This window comes from Chitinophaga qingshengii (genome assembly GCF_014529935.1).
GTDB classification, from domain to species: Bacteria; Bacteroidota; Bacteroidia; order Chitinophagales; family Chitinophagaceae; genus Chitinophaga; species Chitinophaga qingshengii.
In genome coordinates, this window is the sequence record NZ_JACVFC010000006.1 from 391,595 (window position 1) to 413,641 (window position 22,047).

A 22,047-nucleotide genomic window follows, 5' to 3' on the forward strand; every position below is an offset into this window, starting at 1 on the left:
TTTTAGAAGGTAGCATTCAAGCCAATGGTAAATGTTTTGGGGATAGGCTGTGCATAGATGTTACCCATTGTTTCCGGGTCCATATAGCCGCTATAGTCAGGTCCAAATACAAACGGATTGCGTACTTCACCGGTTACTTTCAGCCCTTTCAGACGGATACGGTTGCATACATCTTCCGGCAGACGGTAACCCAGGGTGATATTCCGTACACGCACATATCCTGCGTCGCGGATCCACATACCCAGACGGCCGTACTGATAACTCTTGTCCTGCAGCCAGTGTCCCAGCAACCGCACATCTTCCGGTGTTTGAGGGCCGTCGCCAAACAGGCCCGGGTATTTTGCCTGGGTGTGGGAAGGTGTCCAGCGATCCAGTATGTCCGTAGTGGTATTGGCGCCACGATCGAAAAAGAACGGATCGAATGGCGGTTGCGCCACTACTTTCTGCCCCAGGTTAAACAGCAGGCCTATAGACAGATCAAACCGTTTGTAGGTGAAGCTATTGGTCAGACCACCGGTATACAGCGGATCTGAGTTACCCATGTTGCGGAACAAGGCCCGCTGTTCCTCATTGGACAATTCTGAATACGGGAACAGACCACCCAGGTCCGGATCTCCGGCGAAATCATCTTTCAGCTTCAGCAGTTCGGATAAGGTTTCTACTTTACCATTGTGGTTCACGAGAATCATACCATGCTCGTTAATGCCGGCATAGTCAATACCCCAGATAGTGCCGGTAGGATGGCCTTCCCTGGAAGGGAAATAGGCATTATCCGCCAGCGTTTCCCGCAATACGGTGTTTTTGTTATAGGAGAAATTAAAATCGGTCGTCCAGCGGAAGTCTTTACGGGTGATATTCCGGGTGCTTACACTGACTTCCACGCCGGAGTTACGCATTTCGGCCCAGTTAACAGCCATATTCTGGAAACCGGTTTCCAATGCCAACGCATATACGTTGATCAGGTCTTTACCATGACGATCATAGTAATCGGCTGTGATACTGATCCTGTTTTTCAGGAAGCTCAGGTCGATACCGATGTTTTTGTTGATGGTTTTTTCCCAGCGCAGCTTGGCATTGGGAGGCGTCCCTATCTTGATGACCTGCATAGGATCACCCGGCAGAATGTTTACATTATAGTAGTTACCCATTACGAAAGGCGACGTATTTTTATCTACGTTACCCTGTAAACCATAAGAAGCACGCACATTCAGGTTGTTGATAAATCCTACGTTACGCATGAAAGGTTCTTCCATCACCCGCCATAAACCGCTCACAGACCACAGGGGCAGGTATTTGTATTTCGGATCTACACCAAACAGATCGGAACCATCGAAACGGATACTGGCGCCCAGGGTATAACGATTGTTTAAAGTATAGCTACCGGTACCAAAGAATGATACAAACGCATTCTCGGCATAAAGGTTTTTGTTCTGATACAGTTCCCTCGCTTCGTTATCGCTCTGGAATTTAACAGGCTGTGTAGTCAGCGTCTTCTCATCAAATCCATAACCTGTCACCTCTGTTCTTTTGGTCTTTACTCTTCTCAGTTCATTACCTGCCATGAAGTTGAATTCATGCCGTTTATTCAAGTTAAAGCTGTATTCCGCCATGGTTTTGAGGGTATACTGCTGCATATGCTGGTTGGTATTGGTGATCACACCACCTTTTGGCAGAAACGTGCTCTGTATACCTGTCACCGGGTCGCGGCGCACATTCTGGTCCTTCAGCAGGCGGGTCAGATAGGTATTTTCCAGGGCATACATTTCGCCGGTAGATACATCCGACTGAATACCCAGCTGGGAGCTGATACGCAAACGTGGTATCAGCTCGTAGTCCAGCTTGAAGTTGGTATTCACGGATTGTGTCTTCAGTGTATTGCTTGTATTCTTACGTTCTTCCAGCAGGTTAAAGTCCACCACGTTCCTGTCACCACCGATATTTCTATCATACACATAATTACCATTATCGTCCAGCACCGGCAAATAAGGATTCGCCAGGCGGGAATATTTACCGGGGTTGGTGTTGCCGGCACGGTTAGCATTATAGGAAGTCTGGCTGCGTTGATTAGCGAAGATACCGGCAGAGAATTTCAGTTTATCGGTAAGGTCATAATCTGTTTTCAGCGTGATGTTATAACGGTTAGCGCCGGTACCAATGGTAGCGCCTTTTTCGTCGTAGTAACCACCGCTGAAATAATAGGCGGATTTATCACCGCCACCGGACACGCTTACACTGTGTTCCTGTGTGAAGGCGCTGCGGTAAATCAGGTCGTTCCAGTTGGTGTTGATCCCTCTCAGTGCATTAATTTCGTTGCGGGCGGCCGCATCGATACCATCAAACCCTTTAGTGGACAGCTCTTCCGCTGTTATATTGTATTTGCGCAGGATACGGGACACGCCGCCGTTATTGGCGCCGAAAGAAAAGTCGGATGTAAACAGGTCCAGCTCCAGGTTTACTTTCTGATCGCTGTTCATCAGGTTTAAACGACCGAGATCAGGCTTTTGCGTGAAGGTGAAGTTATTGCGATAGTTCACACTCAGCCGCTCACTTTTCCTACCGGACTTAGTGGTGATCACGATTACGCCGTTGGCCGCGCGGGCGCCGTAGATAGCCGTCGCTGCCGCATCTTTCAGCACTGTGATGCTTTCGATATCAGCAGGGCTGTAACCGGCGATAGCAGTAGTATACAACTGATCGATAGATTTGGCATCATCGGCGGTTGGCAGGTTGGTACCTTCAATGGGCAATCCGTCGATGACCCACAGTGGATCCTGTGTACCTTGCAGGGAAGATGTACCACGGATACGGATCTTCGCAGCCTGACCCGGAGCGCCGGACTGCGGCGTGATAGCCACACCGGAAAGCTGGCCTTGCAACATCTGCTCTACGCTCATCACACCGGCAACTTCCACTTTATCCATGCTGATCTTATCGACCGCGCCAGTGGATTTATTCTTTTTAATGGTCTGATAACCGGTAAACACAAACTCATTCAGGTTTTTACCCGCGGAAGACAGCGCCACCTTGTAGTTATTGCTGGCAGTAAGGTTCAGCAGTTTGGTTTCGTACCCCATATACCCGATCGTGAGTTGTTTTACCGACAGGGAATCGGGCAGTTTCAGGGAAAACTCACCCTGTTCATTAGTGATCGCACCGATGCTGATGTTTTCGATTACATTCTCCATACCGGTAGCGGTACCGATGGTTTTATTGCTGGCATACACAGACACGCCCGGCAAGGCTTCGCCGGATGTAGCATCCACGACCTTTCCCTTGACGATACGCTGCGCGGTTTGCGCCTGCGCCCACCAGGGGGAAAGACACGCTGCCAGCAGCAGGCAAAACACTTTCGCCAGTAACTGATTTTTTTTCATTGTTGACAGATGTACAGGTTGATAATTGATTTTTTATTTATTGTTCAAAGCTTGTTGTATACGGATGATCAGATCGTTGTAGTGATCAGCGGTGGCACGGTCGCTGCTGTTTTTGCGGCTATTGAGCAGTTGCAGCAAACGTATCATCTCCCCACGTTTGGCACTAACGGCGTCAGATACACGATGAATGGAAAAATAATTCAGGTTGCGGGAAGCGCGTTCTGTTGACTGTGGTTGCGGTTGCAGGGCAAAAGAACAGAAGTTGCTGCTGACAGGTGCTGCAAACTCGTCCTGTAATTTTTTAGCATCCGGACGGGCAGCAGATTTATCGACACTTACAATCAGCGCATCTACAAAACCTTTCTGGCTGTTACGCTCGAAGATGTCCAGCGGCTGGCCTTTGATGGTTTTGGCGAAAATACCGTTGTGCATGTCACGCATCAGATCGGATACTGTATAGGCGTCGGCACCGTTGGCCGCTTCATTTTCCATCATACGGGACAGGCGTTCGTCGCGCAGCAGGTCGTAGAAGAAATAGGACTGTAACCCTTTCGCATATACAAGGGCGCCGTATTCCATATTACCGACAGGGCTCTCCTTAATCGGATAACTTTTAGCGTAGATCTCGTTCTTAAACAGCCATGCCGGGGTGTTAAACACTTCTTCCAGCAGGTATTTCACCGCATCCTGCTGTTTCTTCTTCGGTACATGTACGTAGCTGTTTTGTTTTTGACCGAATACAGTCGGCGTTACATAGATACCCCCTACATTGGCCATTACATGGTAACCATACTGATTCCACTGACCGATAGCGCTGTTGAGCATTTTACCAGCTTCATCGTAGGTATGGCCTTCTTCACGGGTCCAGTTGAGGATCTGTGGTACAATACGTTTCAGGTTTTGCAGGCCATAGCGGCTGGCTTTCACCGCGTCGTTACCCAGGTCTTCTATCTGGGCGCGCGGATCAATGGCATCACGAATATCCTGTTGTTCGCCGAAAGCGTAAAGCGGGTCATTTTCGTGTGCGCGTAACTGTTTGTTCAGTTCCGGCAGTTCCTCATGCGGGTTTTTACCGGTATAACGATAAGCCCAACCGATAGCGAACTTATCGTACACGCCAATGGCAGGTGTGATCTGGGTAACGTTATCGCCCGGTTGCGCTACATAGTTAAAGCGGGCATAGTCCATGATAGACGGCGCCGTACCACCCATGCGGGAAGTAAACTCCGGAGAACGCAGCGAGTCCACATCAAAGGCGTAAGAGCTTCCCATATTATGCTGCAACCCTAAAGTATGGCCCACTTCATGGCTGGATACAAAACGGATGGCGTGGCCCATCAGCGAATCGCTGAAGTGGTTGCCCCGGGCTCTCGGATCGATGGCGCCTGTCTGGATACGTATCCAGGAATGCAGGGTGCTCATCACGTTGTGCCACCAGATAATGTCCGCTTCGAGGATCTCACCGGAACGGGGGTCCAGAACAGAGGGTCCCATCGCATTGGCTTTCGCTGATGCAGCATAGGTCACCACGGAGTAACGGGCATCGTCGGCGTCAAAGTCAGGGTCGTCGGTGGGTGCATCTTTCGCAATAATGGCATTTTTAAACCCGGCCGCTTCAAAGGCCTTTTGCCAGTCTTCAATACCGGCTTTGATGTAAGGACGCCATTGTGCAGGCGTACTGGCATCGATATAATAGATGATCTGTTTTTTGGGTTCCACCAGTTCACCGTTCATATACCGTTGCATATCTTCCGGCTTAGGCTCCAGTCTCCAGCGGGTAATCAGTTCCCGTTGTTCCAGCTTATGCTGCGCATCGCTGAAATACCAGCGGGGCGTAGTGAAGAGGCCTACCCTTCTGTCGGCGAAGCGGGGCTTCATGGGTTGTTCGCTGAGTAATACCAGGTTGGTGGTTGTTTCTATGGATACTTCCACGCCGGTGATTTTGGCGGTGAGCTCCGATTTGGCCACTACGTTATCCTGGAAGGATTTGATACCACGGATACGGGACAGGTCCTTAATAGGAGAACCTGGCAGTCCCAGTGACTCAAATACGTTGTTGATGCTGTTATTGGAACCGTCGAACAGTTTAGACACATTCACTACAAAAGCAGTGGTGTCTTTATTATAGGCTTCTATCTTCAGCTGGTCGATCAGGGATGGAATGAAGTTGTCGGCCACTGACTGGGCAATGGCGTTGTTGGCGGGAACTTCCAGGAAAGGATTTTGCTTACGCAGGAAAATTTTATTCAGCAGGGTGTCCCTTTCAAAGGTGATGACCATGTTCGCATAGTTCATGCCTTTATTGACACCTGCATCGTTGAGCTGTTCGGGAACCTTTGACAGCTTGTTAACCACCAAAATTTGTCTGCCAGCCAGCTTCAGCGGAATCTCGAAGTAGTACTCCGTTTTTACGCGGTGTACTTTAAACAGCCCATCAACAGTCACCGCATCCGCAGTAATCACCTCTTTGTAAGGTTTCATACCTTTGGTATCGGGTTTCTTTTTGGTAGTCGTGTCAGCGGCTACAGCAGGCGTTTTTTTGCCGAAAAGCCAGCCATGTTTTTTCTTCGATTGGGCCATTACATCAACGGATGTAAAAAGGGCTACGCATGGCAGTAGCCATAACAGTTTCCTGTAGTTAGCGTGCATAAATAGGAATTGTTAAGATTGTACAGACAATACTTCAGGGAACAACCATCCGGCCCGCTGCTACAGGTACGACTGAGGAGATGAAACGCCACAGCGAAGCCCAGCAGGGGGCCGGGCTACAAAGGACGAATAACGGACTTGCTACAAAGGTTTGGGTGCAATTTTTTTCAATTGATCACTAACATTCTCTTTACACAAGCAAAAATGGTTTCCAGGTTAACATTTTTTTAACCTTGAGGGCGCAAAATTATTGAAAAGTATGCTTGAAAACGTTTTTTATGGGACAAGATTTAATTTACGATGAAAAAATCGTCGGAAAACAAGCTAGGGACGGGCATCGCCGTTCATAACATTTTTTAAAAAATGATAGAAAGAAAATTGTCTCTCCTGGTAGATACTAACTTTAACGCGGGCCCGGTTTTATCTTTTGGAGGACGGTCCGAATGTATAAATTCTTGTATTATCTTTAACGCCGCTGTAAACCCGGCCCTGTAGCTCAGTACCCCTACCCCACTACAGTTGTGACCAAGGGAACTGCCACAACGAAAAAAGAAACACCTCATGAAACAACAATTTATCTATCAGGACGAAAAATCGCATAAATTCTGGGATATTGATGTCAACGGTACCGACATTACTGTTACTTTTGGTAAAGCCGGCACACAAGGCCAAACACAGGTAAAGACCTTTGCCACCGCAGCCGAATGCCAAAAAGCAGCGGAGAAACTCATCGCTGAGAAAACAAAAAAAGGTTATCAGCCGGTAAGTGACTTCACCCTGCCACAACCGCTCTACGACGATATCCTGGCCATGGCCGCCTACCTCGAAGCTCATTGGCCGGAACAGGTGGTGGAACTACACGCCGCTTCCGAAGCACATATCCAGCGAATGGAAGCTGTAGCCGGATTTACACTCCCCGCAGCATTCAAAGACTTCTGGCAGAAAAAAGGCTATTTCTACTTTGAAAAAGGTGATTTCCTCTGCGCTGTATACGCTTATAACGATAATGCTGAAAACGCCACCACCCTGTATAACCTGCTGCAGGTATTCCTGAATATCTACAGATGCAAAAGCGAGTGGTTCGCACGGGAGAAAAATCTCCTGTCCCACTGCTGGATGCTGGGTATGATTATGAACGATGAAGAAAAATGGTTCTTCTTCTGTGATCCTGCCGGACAAATACACCGGGTATATATCCAACCCTCTTTTATAGAAGTAAATGATGATATACTGGCGGCAGCCTTTGCCCCACTGACCGCACTGAAAGAGAGTTTCCAACTCCCGGAAATGGCGGAAGAACCGGAAGAAGCCGAAACAACGGATAATGAAAGTGACGGACCGGACACCAAAACCCAGGACTTTCTGCAACAATACCGGCTGGAAAAGGTCACTTACCAGGAAGCGCTGGACAGACTGGGAGTCGATAATTTTTTTGACTACTGGGACAACGAAGAAGACAGACATTGGAATATCGATGAATTTGAATCAGAGCACGATTATTTTGAAGCACAGGACCGCATCTATTTCCGCGACGGCGACCTCGATATTGACGGCGATCTGAGACTCCCCAACGATTACTGGGACCTCCTTGTGGTAAAAGGCAATATGACCATCCGCGGCCAGGTACCTTCCAGTACACCTTACTATGTGGCCGGCAACAGCAACATCGATTTTCTCCACCTGGACTGGTTCCAGAAAACCGCCGGAACGGAAAACGTGCGTTACATAGCGCTGGCCATGGGCCAGGACGATGAGGTGGTACATACCATGCCTCACCGGAAAATAAACGCACCTTACTTCTTCTCCTGGTTTTATAACCTGCATTGTTTTGACTTTGATCCGCAAACGCTGATCACTGCCATGTACAATGAAGAAGACCTCTCTGCCTATATCACCGATAACACGCTGCTGGCATGGCATGAATATGCCTATGCTTTCCGGCCGGAGTTTTATTCTACTGTCAGTGAACGCTGGCACGACCACATGGGCATCTCCTACGGGAAACTTTATGAAACGCTCCGGAACAATCAACCCGTACTGCTGGACGGCGTTACGCTCAAAGGCATACGGCTGGTAAGCCAGGGACTTAGCCTGAAGCGACAGGAAGATTTCGGGGGCGCCTACCAGTGTTTTAAAGAAGCGATAGCCGCAGCACCGGCTTACTACGACGCCTATTTCATGGCCGGAAAAGTACTCAGCGACCAGAACGCATACGCCCAGGCTATGGAATTCTTTGCAAAAGGGATTCCCCATACACCGGAAAAACTCGAATATGAGTATGGCTGTATGCAGGAAGCAGCTTTCTGTGCAGTGATCACCGGCGCTTACGATAAGGCCCTGGAATGGGCTGAAATGGCCGTAAAAAAGTCTTCTTCGGCACACTTCTCCCTAAGAATCATCGCCGAAGTGCTGATATATCAGCAACGGCTACACGAAGCAAAGGATTACCTGGAAAAATCTATTGCCATTAAACCTATCTTCTCCAACAACTGGTTGCTGGGCTTAATTTATCACCTGCAGGGAGATGAACAACAAGCCGATTCCTATTACCGGCTTGCCTATGAGAAAAACCAGAAAGCAAGGCCATACCAGGAACACAACAACCTCTCTTACATATACGGGGAACCCGTTACCCTGAATTGGGATACCCAGCGCCCCACTCCTGCCGTAAAAGATCAGGCTTACTGGGAGCAGTTCTTCTCTGATGCTATGCAACAGTATGGGCCCGATCTGTATAAAAGGACCGGTTTATTCCCCTCCCAATGGCTAACGCATAAAATCAGTACCATACCCGACACTTACCGCACCGGCAGCATGTTGTCTACCCTGATGCAACATCAGTATCTGGGCGTGTATGATGTAGAAGGTAGTATATTACAGTACTTCCGTGCAGATCTGATCACTCCGGAAATAGCCTTGTCGGCTGTTAGCCGGGAATCACCCTGTCATTATGAGTATATTCCCGCCGCGCTGCTCACAGATGCCGTTTTTAAGGCGAATCCCAGGAGTATTGACCTGACTTATGTTCCGGAAGAAAGAAAAACCTACGACCTTTGTTTCCTGGCGGTAAGCAGCAATCAGTATAACTATGAGCGGGTACCGGTTGCTTTCAGGGACGAGCGGATGAACGTCGCGCTCATTGCGGGTGGCGTGCTGGGTAATACTTCCGGCAAAGTGCTGCCATCCATGTATTATACCAGCGAATACATCCTGCAAGCTATCGATCTGGATATACATGTGATAGAACGCATCCCGGCAAAGTTCGTGGATAAAACAATATATACCTATGCGGCCGGCAAATACGGCCAACAACCGGAATGGCCTTTTATCGTGGATCGGTTTAACCGCGAGCGCTGGCGCTACGGCTCCCGCTATGATGTAGAAGAAACCGGTAAAGCGATCCTGACTTATGGTATGGATGTATTTAAATATTACAACCTGGAAAGCATTGACAAGCAACGTTATGCCTACATCGAAAAATACCTGGGCGATCAACCGGGCTTCCACGAACAGGTAAAACAACATGCCTGGGACACACGCAAACAATTTACCTACGACCAGCCGCAGGAATTTGATTACGACACCTTCAATAAAGTATGGGCATGTTTCTGGGATGAAGCATTTATCATCAGCGCCCTGACTGCCCATGAGCCCAATGCCAGTGAACGGATCTATGGCTTGCCACCACAGTATCTTACACAGCAGATCTGCGATATTGCTGTCAGCCGTAACTCCTACGATTTTCAGTTCGTACCGAAGCAGTTTGTCCACCCAGCGATGTGTGAAATCGCCTGTTCACAGGACTATGGTTCTGCCCTTGAATATGTGCCGCTGGCGATGCGCACGGAAAAAGTTTGTCAACTAGCCATGACCCGCGATGCGGAGAATATCCGGTTTTTACCGCTGGCCCTGCGTACGGAACAACGTTGCCGGCAGGCAATACTCAGCAACACCACTTATCTGAAATATGTTCCTTATGAACTTTATCCTGCTATTTTCCCTGTTTTATTAAAAAATCATACCAGCCAGCTATACGAAGATATGATGCTGGTAAATCTCGCATTGGGCCTGATACTGCAACAACAATACACTAATGCCCGCCAACAATTGCTGGCAGTGGAAAAAGCAGCGGAAGTGCGGGACCATTACCGGCATCAGGCGCTCTACTATATTGGCTGGAGTCATCATCTGGAAGGCGACCCTAAACAAGCCAATGAATACTGGCGCCAGGCGCAGGACCTGGCTAAAACACAAAAGATAGAAAAGGAATATTGGCTCACATACCCCTACGATAACTTCCAGCTGCCGCCGGTAGGAGATGTATATGAATTCAGCCGCGATGATTTTAACGATCGTATGCGCGAAGCCGGTCTGCTGATCGACAGCCATCACTACCCGCAGGCGCTGGAAACGCTGGAACAGGCGGAGAAACAGCTACAGGACGCCCAATGCACCGAAATGGGATTATGGGCACAGGTATGGGACCACCAACGGTATGCACTATACGCAGCCGGCAACCAGGAAGCATCCCGGGAAATATGCCGTAAAATTATCGCTGAGCTGGGGAAACTCACCCTCTGGGATTACCTGGATGAATTCACCCCTGTCAGAGCCGCCTTACGCAATGCGCATAACGGCCTCGCCTACCACTGTTATGAAACCGCGCAAAACCTGGCGCAGGTGAAAGAAGGTATCCAGCATATTAAAACAACGATGAAAACAATTTCACCGATAGAAGAAAAAAGTGCGCTGAATCCCTTCTATGAAACGCAGGTACTATTATGGCATAAGGCTATGCAGTTTGATCCTGCTTACGAAAAAGATTTCCAGAAAGGCATGGAAAAAATCACTAAAATGAAGCTGAAGGAAAAAGGCTTCCTGAGTGAAGATTTCATGGATATAGCAGGATAATCACATTAACAAAAAAAATCATTGAATGGCTTTTAATGACTGATTTCGTTCATTAAAAGCCATTCTTAATATTGAGTTCACATCTGCTGTCTAGCTTTGTTCCCGGATATGGAAAAGCTAACGGACCATCGATTGTTATTATTAATTCAGCAGGGGAATCATACGGCTTTCACCACCTTTGTCAATCGTTACTGGGAAGAAATTTATACCTATACAAAATCCCGGATCAGACAGGGGGCGGATGCCCAGGACATTGTGCAGGATATTTTCATCAGCTGCTGGAACAACCGTGGTCATCTGCATACCGGTGAAAATGGACGGCTCACGGCCTATCTGTACCAGGCTGCCCGTTATTCGATCATCGATTATTTTTCCAGAACAGGGGTGACTATTTACAACGATATACTGCTGGAAGCCGCGGCTGACCAGCAACTGGAAAACGATTCCGAATCGCAGCTGTACCTGAAGGAACTGGAACACCATCTCCGGCAGGAAGTGGAACAGTTGCCCGAACGGCTTAAAACACCCTACCTGCTGAGCCGTGAGGGTAACCTCAGCCTGAAAGACATCGCCTTAAAAATGTCCCTTTCCGAACAAACGGTTAAGAACAACATCACTATGGCCTTACGCATCCTGCGTACACGCCTGCACGAACATGAACATTACCTGGGAACCTTACTGGTACTGCTGGCCGTTCCCTCCTATAACAACTTAATAATTCCGTAACACAGTTTAGCGGTACTTACTGCCCTCCATGGAGATTATCTCTTTGTATGGATCATCCGCAACAACATCCCGGCGGCGCCAAAGCGCTGCTGAAACGATACCTGCAGGGCGCTGCCTCTCCGGAAGAAAAAGAGCAGGTAGAGTATTGGTACAGTACCCTGGACAACCCTGCGCAATCGCCTTTATCTGCCGAAGAACGGGCGATATTACAACAAGCGATATTGCAGCACGTCACCAACGCTACAACGCCTGTAATGCCGTTATATCGCCGGAAATGGCGGCGTTATGCCGCCGCAGCGGCGGTACTGCTCACCGCCGGCCTGGGCGGATGGCATTACCTCACCCGTCAGCAACCGGCAGCGCCGATGATCGTACAAACAGGCAATGGAAGCACCAAACAAATCCTCCTGCCCGATAGCAGCATCGTTACACTCAATGCCGGCAGTACGCTGCAGGTGGCCGCAGACTTCGGCCGGCGGGAAAGGACCGTTATGCTGAACGGAGAAGCTTTCTTTGTCGTACACCCCGACCCTGCGCATCCTTTCCGGGTGCAACACGGACAACTCACCACCACCGTACTGGGCACGGCTTTTAACATTCACGCCTATCCCGGTGAAGAAAATACAAAAGTGGCCGTCGCCAACGGTAAAGTACAGGTGGATGTATCAGGTGCACAGTATGTATTGGAAGCCAGCGAAACACTGCAATACAACCATCTGAACAAACTCGCGCTGAAAAGCCGTGAAGATGCGGCGCAGATAGGACAATGGCAACAAGCCGTACTGGACTTCAACGGATACACGCTCACCGCCATGGTAGCCGAACTACAACGGCAATATCCGGTGAAAATACAACTGTACTCTACCCCCGCGGATACCGCACACTACAACATACGTTTCCGCCGGGAAGATATTCATAGTATTCTCGATGTACTTACCGGTCTTACCGGTATCACCTATAAAAAGAACCGTGAACAAATTATTATTTACAGTAAAACTTATGCACACTAAACGGTAATCAAAAAAATAACCGGAAGTGCTACCAACACCTCCGGTTAGGACCTGCGCCACAGGGGCACAGCATTTTTAACGACTCACATTAAAAACATGACAAAAATGAGAAATTTTTACGCCGGTTGCGTCAAGCCGGTCAAAACTCTTTTTTCTTTAAAAATGAGACTAGCACTCTTTTTCGCATTCCTTTCCACCTCCATGGCATCCGCAGCACATATAGAAGGCCAGTCAATGGAGAAGATCAGGGTGAACATCCAGGCGAAAGAATTACCCATGAAAAAGGTACTGCAGATGATCGAAAAACAATCGTCGCTCACTATTGGGTATGATGTCAGCGCCATCCCTGCCGAAAGCAAAATCAGCTATACCGCTACCGGTAAAACAGTGGCTTCGGTGCTAAAGGAATTGTTAAGCTCCTTCCCGGTGAATGTGGTACAGGTGAACGACAACTACCTGCTCATCCGGCAGCATGGTCAGCAACCAATCGCTAAAATCACTGGTCGCATTACCGACGCTAAAACCAGGGAGGCTCTGCCCGGCGTAAGCGTGAGTATCAAAGGCAGCTCCTTCGGCACACAAACGGACGTGGACGGGCGTTTCTCCCTGGGGTTTCCGGCGGGCAAAGAAGAGGTGACCTTGAATGTATACTTCCTCGGTTTTAAAAAGAAAGAAATAGTGCTGAAGAAAGAAAACAGCACCGCTTTAAACATTCAGCTGGAAGAAGACAGGCTGGGCCTCGATGAAGTAGTGGTAACCGGTCAGGGTATAGATATCGCCAAACGCCGCCTGTCGTCCAATGTTGTCAGCATCGGCTCCCGTGAAATAGAAGACGTGCCCGCAGGTCGTATCGACCAGCTGTTACAATCCCGTTTACCGAATACACAAATCAAACTGACCGGCGGTCAGGCTGGCGCTACCACGCTGATACGCACCAGGGGTATCAACTCGGCGTTTATTAATGCTACTCCTATCATTTATGTAGATGGTGTTCGGATGGACAACCTCAACAGCCCCGCCACGCTGGGTGGTGGCAGTGCACAAGGTGCGGCCATCAGCGCGATCTCCGATATCCCGATGGATAATATTGAAAAGATAGAGTATATCAACGGCGGCGCGGCTACTACCCTCTATGGCTCCGATGCAGCCAACGGCGTTATCCAGATCTTCACTAAAAAAGGGGGCGCCGGCAAAGTATCGCTCAATGCGGAAACACAGATGGGTATTGAAACACCGACAACCGACTTCCTGCACTTTAAACGCACGAAAGAACTGTTGATGCAAAATGGCTTCCACCAAAAACATCATATCGGTCTCAATGGCGGCCAGGAAAACTTCGGCTACAGCTTCTCCGCAAACTATCTCAATTCCCGGGGAACAGAAATATTTAATCAGAATAACAACCGCAAAGTGGACCTCAGCACAGGTTTCCGCGCCGCGCTCGGAGAACAGGTGACTTACGAGAGTTCCTTTACGTTCATCAACAACCAGTATAAACGTAACCGCAATGGTAACCAGGGCGGCTATACGGGATTATGGTTTACAGAAAGCGGCGCCTCTGCCATCACCGGTCCCCGCTTCAATCCCGACATCGACAATCTTTCTGATGCTGAATTCCAGAAGATGAAAGATTATGTCCGCGAAGCAGAACGCTTACAGGACAACGATATCACCGTCAATCGTTTTCAAACTTCCCAGTCGTTTAAATACCGTCCGTTCAAAAATCTGGTATTTAAAGCAACCGGCGGTATCGATTACCGTGTTCAGAAAAACCAGGTCATCACTACCAACAAATACCTGTCCTTCACCACCGGCAACCCTGTAAAAGATCAGGGCAACATCAACTCCGCCGACCGTAAATACCTGGGACTTACCCTGGAACTGAACGGGCAGCACGAGTTTAAAACAACCGACTTCTCCTTTGTCACCACCGCAGGCATGCAGTTCTTCCGCAACGAAGACCAGCAGATCGCTTACATCGGCACCAATATCCGTGATGGCGCCAGAACCATCAAGGATGCCACCCTGAAAACCAGCGACGAAGCCTACTTTGAAACGGTAAACATGGGCGTTTACCTGCAGGAAAACATCGGGTTTAAAAACAAACTGTTCGTTGACCTCGGCCTGCGCGGCGACCGTAACCCGGCTTTTGGCCGTAACATCGGTACCCAGTACTATCCGAAGGTGGGTGTTTCCTATGTACCCAGTGCTGAGTCCTGGTTTACCAATGTAGAAAAGGTACTTTCCTCCGCTAAAGTACGCGGCAGCTTCGGCATTGCCGGTAACCTGCCCACTCCTTTCTCCAACGAAAGAACCATCGATTTCCAGGGCTATGGCAGCGATCAGGCAGCAGCTTTCGGTAACTCGGGCAACGACTATCTGAAACCGGAAAAAACACATACCCTGGAAGGTGGTGTGGACCTCGGTTTCCTGAAAGACCGCCTGTTAATCTCCGCTGGTTATTATCACGCACTGACCAAAGGCGCTCTCTTTTTTGTACCACCGGTACCTTCCTCCGGCTATGCAAAATCACAGTTGTACAACGTCGGCGAAATATTGAACCGTGGCTGGGAATTTAGCATCACCGCTATCCCGGTAGATACCAAAGATTGGACACTCCGGCTGAATGCCTCTGCCAACACGGTATACAACAATGTGGAAAACGCGGGTGGCACAGGACCTTTTAACATCAATGGCTTTAGCGCCCGTACCATCCAGACTATCGTACAGGAAGGTTATCCCATCGGCTTCCTGCGCGGATACCGTGGTGAATTTGGTCCGGATGGCGTATTAAAAACCAGCACCCCGCAACAGAACCTGGGCACCACCCTGCCTGGCCTGTTCGGCAGCCTGGGCCTGAACCTGCGTTACAAACAGCTCAGCATCTTCGTCAACGGCGATTACCAGCAAGGTGCCTTTGCCAACTCATTCGACCGTCAGTTCCGTTTCTATTACGGCGCCGGCAACGAAGGCATTCCGCAGGGAGAAATCGACAAAAACAAACGTACCAACTGGTTGAACTTCACCAATATGTTCACCGAAAAAACAGACTTTATCAAGATACGCCTGATTGGTTGCAGCTATAACTGGAAACCAGCCATGTTTAACAAAGTGATCAAACTGGCTACTGTCAGCTTCTCCGCAGTAAACCCACTGAATTTCGCGTCCTCTTCCTTTGATCCGGAAGCGACCATCAGCGGCGGCGCACAAGGTCAGGGTGGCGCCACTACCGGCGGTATCTCCTATGCTACCTACTCCGCACCACGGCAGTTCTTGGGCACTTTACGTTTAAACTTCTAAACCAGCAACTCATGAAAAAAAGATATATCACCGCGACGCTCCTTGCAGGTATGCTCGCCATCAACAGCTGTTCTGTATTAAATCCGAATGTTACCGAAGATGTTTTCCTGGAAAACTCCAATGCAGCCAGCAGCTGGGTAAACGGCTTACGTAAGCAGCTCGCACTAACCATGAACCAGGTAGTGGTATCCACAGAACTGGTATCCGACAACTACTATAATAACCGTACCCTTAGCAGTAAAGTTTTTGACATCCCGCAGATCGATTATTATGATGTGGATGTCAACAATCTTCAGGTACATGTAAACCGGCTGCGGGAAATGGCCAACTACGGCCTGCAAAAGGTACTGAAGGCCGATCCGGCTGCTACTGCCGCCGATTCAGCCGAAGTATATTTCAGCAGCGCTTTTGCCAGTCTCCTGAGCGGTGAATTATTTGTGGCCCTCCCCGGTAGTACCAATGGCGCCGTGCTCAGCCCCACAGAACACTTACAGATCGCCATCCGCCAGCTTGACCAGGCCATCGCCCTCACCAAAAACGCGGCTGATATCAGCGCCTTTACCCTGCTCAAATCCAGGGCCTACTATGCGCTGGGAGATGCCGCCAACGCCGCGAAATTCGCCGCTGCCGCCCAAAGTAACAACACCCTGCTCCGCCAGGTGAAATACGATGGTGTGAACAATGTGCCTAACGATATGCAGACCTATCTCTTCTCCTCTACTTACAATGAGTTTGCACCCTTGCCCAGACTGGATTTCCTGGACCCGAAATATTTCCACACCGGGCAGCCTGCCAACGATCAAAAACCGGTGACTATCGTAAAAGCGGAAGAAGCCTGGCTCATCCTCGCCGAAACGCAGATCGCCGCCGGCAATCCTGCTGAAGCGCGTAACACGCTGAAACAACTGCTGTCGATCGTTGCCAACCGTCCGTTTGTGATGCTGGATGATAAAAAAGATACCCGTAACGGTGGTAACCGTAACGACTATCCGACAACAGCCGTACAGGTAAAATTTGATGCCAGCGACGCCGCAAGGGACAACTACGTCCTGGACCGCCAGAAAGGTAACGTAAAAGTATATACGGTATCAGGCACTATGGTCACCAACAACGACCTGGATGCCGCTATCACGGAAGATCAGCTGTTATACACCCTCTACCGCCTGCGCCAGGAAATATTTATTGCAGAAGGCAGACGCATGACGGATCTGGGTATCAAGTTCCCCGTATCACAAACAGAACAGCTCAGCAACCCGAATGTAAAGCCGGAACACCTGAAAGCACAGCTTCCCGCTTTCATTCCGCTGGGTCGTGGCATGGATGATTTCACCTATGACAAAGCCAACGGTATCGTTACCATGAAATACGATATGAATGCCGTACTGGTGAAAAACAAACATGCCAAAGAAATCTTCCCGTTCATCAACTAAAGCAATTCTCATGAAAAAAATCATATTCTCCGTTTGTACGTTGCTGTTATCCTCTTCTTTTGCCATTGCCCAGCAGGCTAAATATGTGGTATTAATCAGCATCGACGGCTTCCGTCCCGACTTTTACCTCGATCGTTCCTGGCCAGCGCCCAACATGCAGCGGCTGAAGGAAAAAGGCGTACATGCTACCGGTGTAAAAGGCGTTTTCCCGACAATCACCTATCCATCCCATACCACGTTGATCACCGGCGTTAAACCGGCCAAACACGGCGTTATTTACAACACTCCTTTCGAACCGGAAGGGGCCAGCGGCCGCTGGTATTCAGAAACCAGCCATATCAAAGCCGAAACATTGTGGGACGCCGCCGGTAAAGCCGGTTTGATTACCGCATCCGTATCCTGGCCGGTGTCTGTAGGCGCCCCGGTGACCTACAACATCCCGGAAACGTTCTCCCTCAGCAATCCCGCTGACCGCAGAGCCCCTACCAGCGAACAAGCCACGCCCAAAGGCCTCTTCGAGGAAGTACAGCGTAACGCCACCGGTGAATTACAATCCACCGATCTGAACCTGCGTTACCTCGGCATGAACGAAACCCTCAGCCGCATGGCCGCCTACCTGGTACGCCGCTATAAGCCCAACCTGCTGACCGTTCACCTGCCCTGCACCGATGAGGTACAACACCGCGAAGGGCGTGAAGGTAACGCTGTAGCTACGGCTGCAGCATCCGCCGATCATGGTATTGGCACCATTCTCGAAGCTATCGAAAAAGCGGGCATTGCCGACAGCACCGCTATTATCATCACCGGTGATCACGGTTTTGTGGATATCCACTCCTCCCTGGCGCCCAACGTATGGCTGGCACAGAAAGGGCTGGCCGGCACCAAAGCCAATCCCGGCAGCTGGAAAGCGTTGTTCCATAGCGGTGGCGGTTCTACCTTCCTCAAACTGAAGGATAAGAACGATACCAAAACATTACAACAAGTGAAAGCCATGCTGAACGAACTGCCGGAAGGTGTCCGTAAACAGTTCCGCGTGATAGAACAACCGGCCCTGGCCCAAACCGGCGCCGATCCCGACGCTGTACTGGCACTCACCGCGGTGCAGGGTATCTCCTTCTCCGCTAACCGCGAAGGCGATGCTATCAAAAAAGCCAACGGCGGCGCACATGGCTATTACCCTGATTTCAAAGAAATACAAACAGGCTTTATCGCCTACGGCGCAGGCCTGGCAGAAAATATAACCGTTCCTGTTATAGAACTGACAGATATAGCGCCACTGGTAGCGAAATTATTGGATATACCACTGAAAGAGGCAGAAGGGATCGTGTATCCCGGAGTGATGAAGAATACAACTAAACGGTAACAAATGAAAGCGGGGTGTCTACCCCGCTTTTTTTATTTTAAGCAAACCGATTAATTCCCCACAGGTGAAAAAAATTGTTGTAATATGCCCATTGATTTCAACCAAACAATTCATTGACCAAAATTATCTTGCAGGCATCTTATGGATGAAATAAGGGACAAACGATATACAAGGGAAATCATCAGCGAATATGCCACGCGCTTTGTTTCCTGGGGGCCACCGGAATCCTGGGACCTCGATCAATTTAAAACACTGGAAAACCTGATCCAGGAAGCAACAGACATCACGGTGAATGCCAACACCCTTAAAAGATTTTTCCAGCAACGGACCGGCAATCCACAACTGGCCACCAGAGACGCATTATGCCGCTTCCTGGGATATACCGGCTATACGGATTTTGTATCCAAACACACCAAAACAGAAGAAGGTACGACCGACAACAACAACGAAGCGCCGGAAAACAAACCAACTGAACCGCTGAAAAAATCCAAATCCGGCCATACCCTCACCTACATACTGATAACACTGCTGGTAATTGTCTCCTGTTATCTGCTATATATCTTAAAAATAAAAGATCTCTACACCGATCATCTTTTATCAAAAATCAATTTTTCCGCCTCTGATCCTAAAGGCGCTAACCCGCTCACCGTCTCGTTTTCCTACGATATTCCCGCCAGCCTGTTAAAAGACATCAAGCTGGTATATGAAGAAGCCAATGGCGACACTTCCGAAAAACACCTGAACAAATCAAACGGCCAGGTAAATGCCACTTATATTTTTGAGGGAGACGGCTATTGTCACCTGCAGTATAAAGGTCATACCATCAAAACCATCACCATAGAAAACCGTAAACCCGGATGGTCTGTATACACCCGTAACGAACGGAAAGGTATTTTCAAAACGTTGCCTATCAGTCAGGCCTACAACAAAGACGGGTATGCCAGCCTTCCCCTGGACAGCGTAGTAGCGGAAGCCCGCCCGGGGCACCTCTTCGTGAGTTACGTATACTATCAGGAAAACCTGGTCGACGGCGATAATTTTATGCTGGAAGCCAGAGTACGCAATGCTGCTATAGATCACGCCATCCCCCGCTCCGATGTGATGATGTACCTGCTGTCGGATACCGGCCGGCATGGCTTTGCCTTAAACGAAGCCGGCTATGCCTATATTAAATTTATCAGCAGCGAAAAAAGCATTAAGGGAGATGAATACAATCTGAGTAAATTTAGTTTTGATGCCTCCGCATGGCATGTAATGGCTGTCAGGGTACAACATAAAAGATCTGCTTTTTATCTCGATGGACAGGAAATTTATCACCTCGATTATACCCAGCCGATAGGAACGGCGAATGAAATCATTTTACGTTTCAAAGGATGTGGCGCGGTAGATTATGTAAAGCTGCACAAGCCCGACGGGCAGGTCGTTTACGAGCAGCATTTTAATAACATACTGCAGTAAACCACCTACCCATCCCATTTTATTTTTTTTGCTGATCCAACATTTTTTGCACCTCCATACCGGCGAAAATGACGGCGAATGAACCGTGAGTATCATCGTCATAAAAAGGCCGTGTCATGTAATACTGCTCATCTTCAGAACACATGGTACCCACGCATATCTTATGTACGGTACCATCGTCGTCAATCTCTGATGCCGTAGCCTTCCATCCTCTTTCCACAATGGGGGTGAATTTCTTCCGGTCCAGCCAGCCCAACCGCACGCCCCTGGCCAGCGCCATGGTAAAGATGGCAGTGCCGGAAACTTCTACCGGCGAATCGTTTCTATTGATCACATTATGCCAGAAACCCTCCGGACTTTGGTAACGTATCAATGAATTGACAAATTCACGGTAAAGCTGCAGCACCGCTTTATATTTAGGGTGCTCCTGTGGTAAAGCCATCAATACTTCCGTCATAGCCCAGATAGCCCAGCCATTGGCCCGCGACCAGTACGGTAGTTTCACCTCCGGACGGCGGGAATAACGGGCATGCATAAACAGTCGTGCTGCCGGGTCCCATACATGTTTGGAAAAATCCAGTATCTGGCTGGCCGCATCGTCGAAAAATATTTTCCGTTGCCTGGGGTCAGTTGTGTACAAACCCGCCTGCACTAAAAACGGAATCCCCATAAACATATCATCTACCCAAACAGTATACTCCTCCGGCGTGGTACGGGTATAATTGGTAAAACCCGGACTTCTGATTTGTCCTGCCCTGGCATAATCCATCATCTTATCGATATAAGACTGATAAATGGATTCATTTTTAAAACCATTCTCTTTACGCAACCGGTAGATCAGCGGTAAGGATGGCGCCAATGTAAAATCCAGGAGCCGGGAACCAATCACCATGGCATTGGCTGAATTGTAGGCCCGGAGCACGTTCACCTGGTAATCCACAAAAGGCATCCCCTCCATCTGGAAATCGCAGAAGTTCACCGCCCACTGATGGTATTTTTCTTCCCCGGTCAATTCCCCCAGCTGCGCCATGGCCCAGGCTACGCCGCCGTTGTGGTAGTTCCACTGGTAGGTAGTGCCCCAGGCTTTAGCACCAATCACATCTCCCAGTACCTCCGTTTTCGGGACCGTCCAGGTAACGGATGATGTCAGTCCGGGATACATGGCACCCAGGCGGAACTCCCTTTCCGGCGCCCGTTCCGTATCTATTCCCGGCGCGAAAGGCCCTACTACCAGCCAGTTACTGAGCGCAGCCACCCCGGCGTCTATATGCGGCACCTGTTTTAAGCCGATAGCCGGATAAACCCGGGGCGTTTGATTCACCGCGTCATTTTCACTGGGCGGTTGCAAAAACACACACCATTCTTTTCCCTGCGTGGCAGACTTTACCAGGATGTCATTACTTCCTTTTTTCAATGACACTTTAAAAGCAGCCGACATCGCCATGCTTCTTTCGTCTCTTTTGATAGCAATGTTTTTTTCACCTTTTTTCTCATAGACGAGCTGGCCATTACACCAAACCTTACAGGCATCGTTATGTTCTATCTGGATGACAAAAAGTGTATCCGAAGCAGCCTGCAACTGCGTATAGGCATAAGCGACAGCGGGCCGCCCTGTACCGAATGTTCTTCCAAAATCAACAAATGACAGTCCGTTGAAACGCTGACCAGGCGCCGGCAATGTCAGCCGGTAAGCAAAAGGTGTTTCCCTGATTAGTTTATCCCCGATCTTTTTTATTTTTTCTACCGGGCGCTGTGCCACGCTGTTCGTGATAAACAGGAAAACAAACAACAGTGTATGGATGCATTTCTTCATTATGACAATTATG

Annotated in this window: 10 protein-coding genes; 7 read left to right on the forward strand and 3 right to left on the reverse strand. The window is 49.2% G+C overall.

Annotated elements, in window-relative coordinates:
* Positions 1-2: 2 nt before the first annotated feature.
* The gene (locus tag ICL07_RS31090) at positions 3-3,374 is read right to left on the reverse strand and encodes a SusC/RagA family TonB-linked outer membrane protein (RefSeq protein ID WP_188091948.1); all 3,372 of its coding nucleotides are present in this window, start codon (positions 3,372-3,374) and stop codon (positions 3-5) included.
* Between the two features lie 33 nt (positions 3,375-3,407).
* On the reverse strand, positions 3,408-6,023 hold the full coding sequence (locus ICL07_RS31095) for a zinc-dependent metalloprotease (RefSeq protein ID WP_188091949.1): 2,616 nt from the start codon (positions 6,021-6,023) through the stop codon (positions 3,408-3,410).
* Between the two features lie 561 nt (positions 6,024-6,584).
* On the opposite strand from ICL07_RS31095, the gene ICL07_RS31100 reads away from it, so the two are divergent.
* The 7 genes from ICL07_RS31100 to ICL07_RS31130 all read left to right on the forward strand — a co-directional run bounded on the left by ICL07_RS31100 (position 6,585) and on the right by ICL07_RS31130 (position 20,221).
* Positions 6,585-10,934 (forward strand): WGR domain-containing protein, encoded by a 4,350-nt coding sequence (locus tag ICL07_RS31100; RefSeq protein WP_188091950.1) that lies wholly within the window; start codon positions 6,585-6,587, stop codon positions 10,932-10,934.
* Positions 10,935-11,042: 108 nt separating this feature from the next.
* Entirely contained in the window at positions 11,043-11,660 is a 618-nt protein-coding gene (locus ICL07_RS31105) for a sigma-70 family RNA polymerase sigma factor (RefSeq protein ID WP_188091951.1), read from the forward strand.
* Positions 11,661-11,707: 47 nt separating this feature from the next.
* Positions 11,708-12,670: a FecR family protein gene (locus ICL07_RS31110; RefSeq protein ID WP_188091952.1), complete on the forward strand. Its 963-nt coding sequence runs from the start codon at positions 11,708-11,710 to the stop codon at positions 12,668-12,670.
* 162 nt (positions 12,671-12,832) lie between these two features.
* Positions 12,833-15,970, forward strand: coding sequence for a TonB-dependent receptor domain-containing protein (locus ICL07_RS31115; protein ID WP_223152153.1), 3,138 nt, complete (start codon positions 12,833-12,835; stop codon positions 15,968-15,970).
* Between the two features lie 11 nt (positions 15,971-15,981).
* Positions 15,982-17,400 carry a tetratricopeptide repeat protein gene (locus tag ICL07_RS31120; protein ID WP_188091954.1) on the forward strand — a complete coding sequence of 473 codons (1,419 nt, stop codon included), beginning with the start codon at positions 15,982-15,984 and terminating at the stop codon, positions 17,398-17,400.
* Between the two features lie 10 nt (positions 17,401-17,410).
* Positions 17,411-18,763 carry an alkaline phosphatase family protein gene (locus ICL07_RS31125; RefSeq protein WP_188091955.1) on the forward strand — a complete coding sequence of 451 codons (1,353 nt, stop codon included), beginning with the start codon at positions 17,411-17,413 and terminating at the stop codon, positions 18,761-18,763.
* 141 nt (positions 18,764-18,904) lie between these two features.
* On the forward strand, positions 18,905-20,221 hold the full coding sequence (locus ICL07_RS31130; RefSeq protein ID WP_188091956.1) for a hypothetical protein: 1,317 nt from the start codon (positions 18,905-18,907) through the stop codon (positions 20,219-20,221).
* Positions 20,222-20,240: 19 nt separating this feature from the next.
* Here ICL07_RS31130 and ICL07_RS31135 read toward each other — a convergent pair whose 3' ends face one another.
* Entirely contained in the window at positions 20,241-22,034 is a 1,794-nt protein-coding gene (locus ICL07_RS31135; RefSeq protein WP_188091957.1) for a glycoside hydrolase family 88/105 protein, read from the reverse strand.
* Between the last annotated feature and the right edge of the window lie 13 nt (positions 22,035-22,047).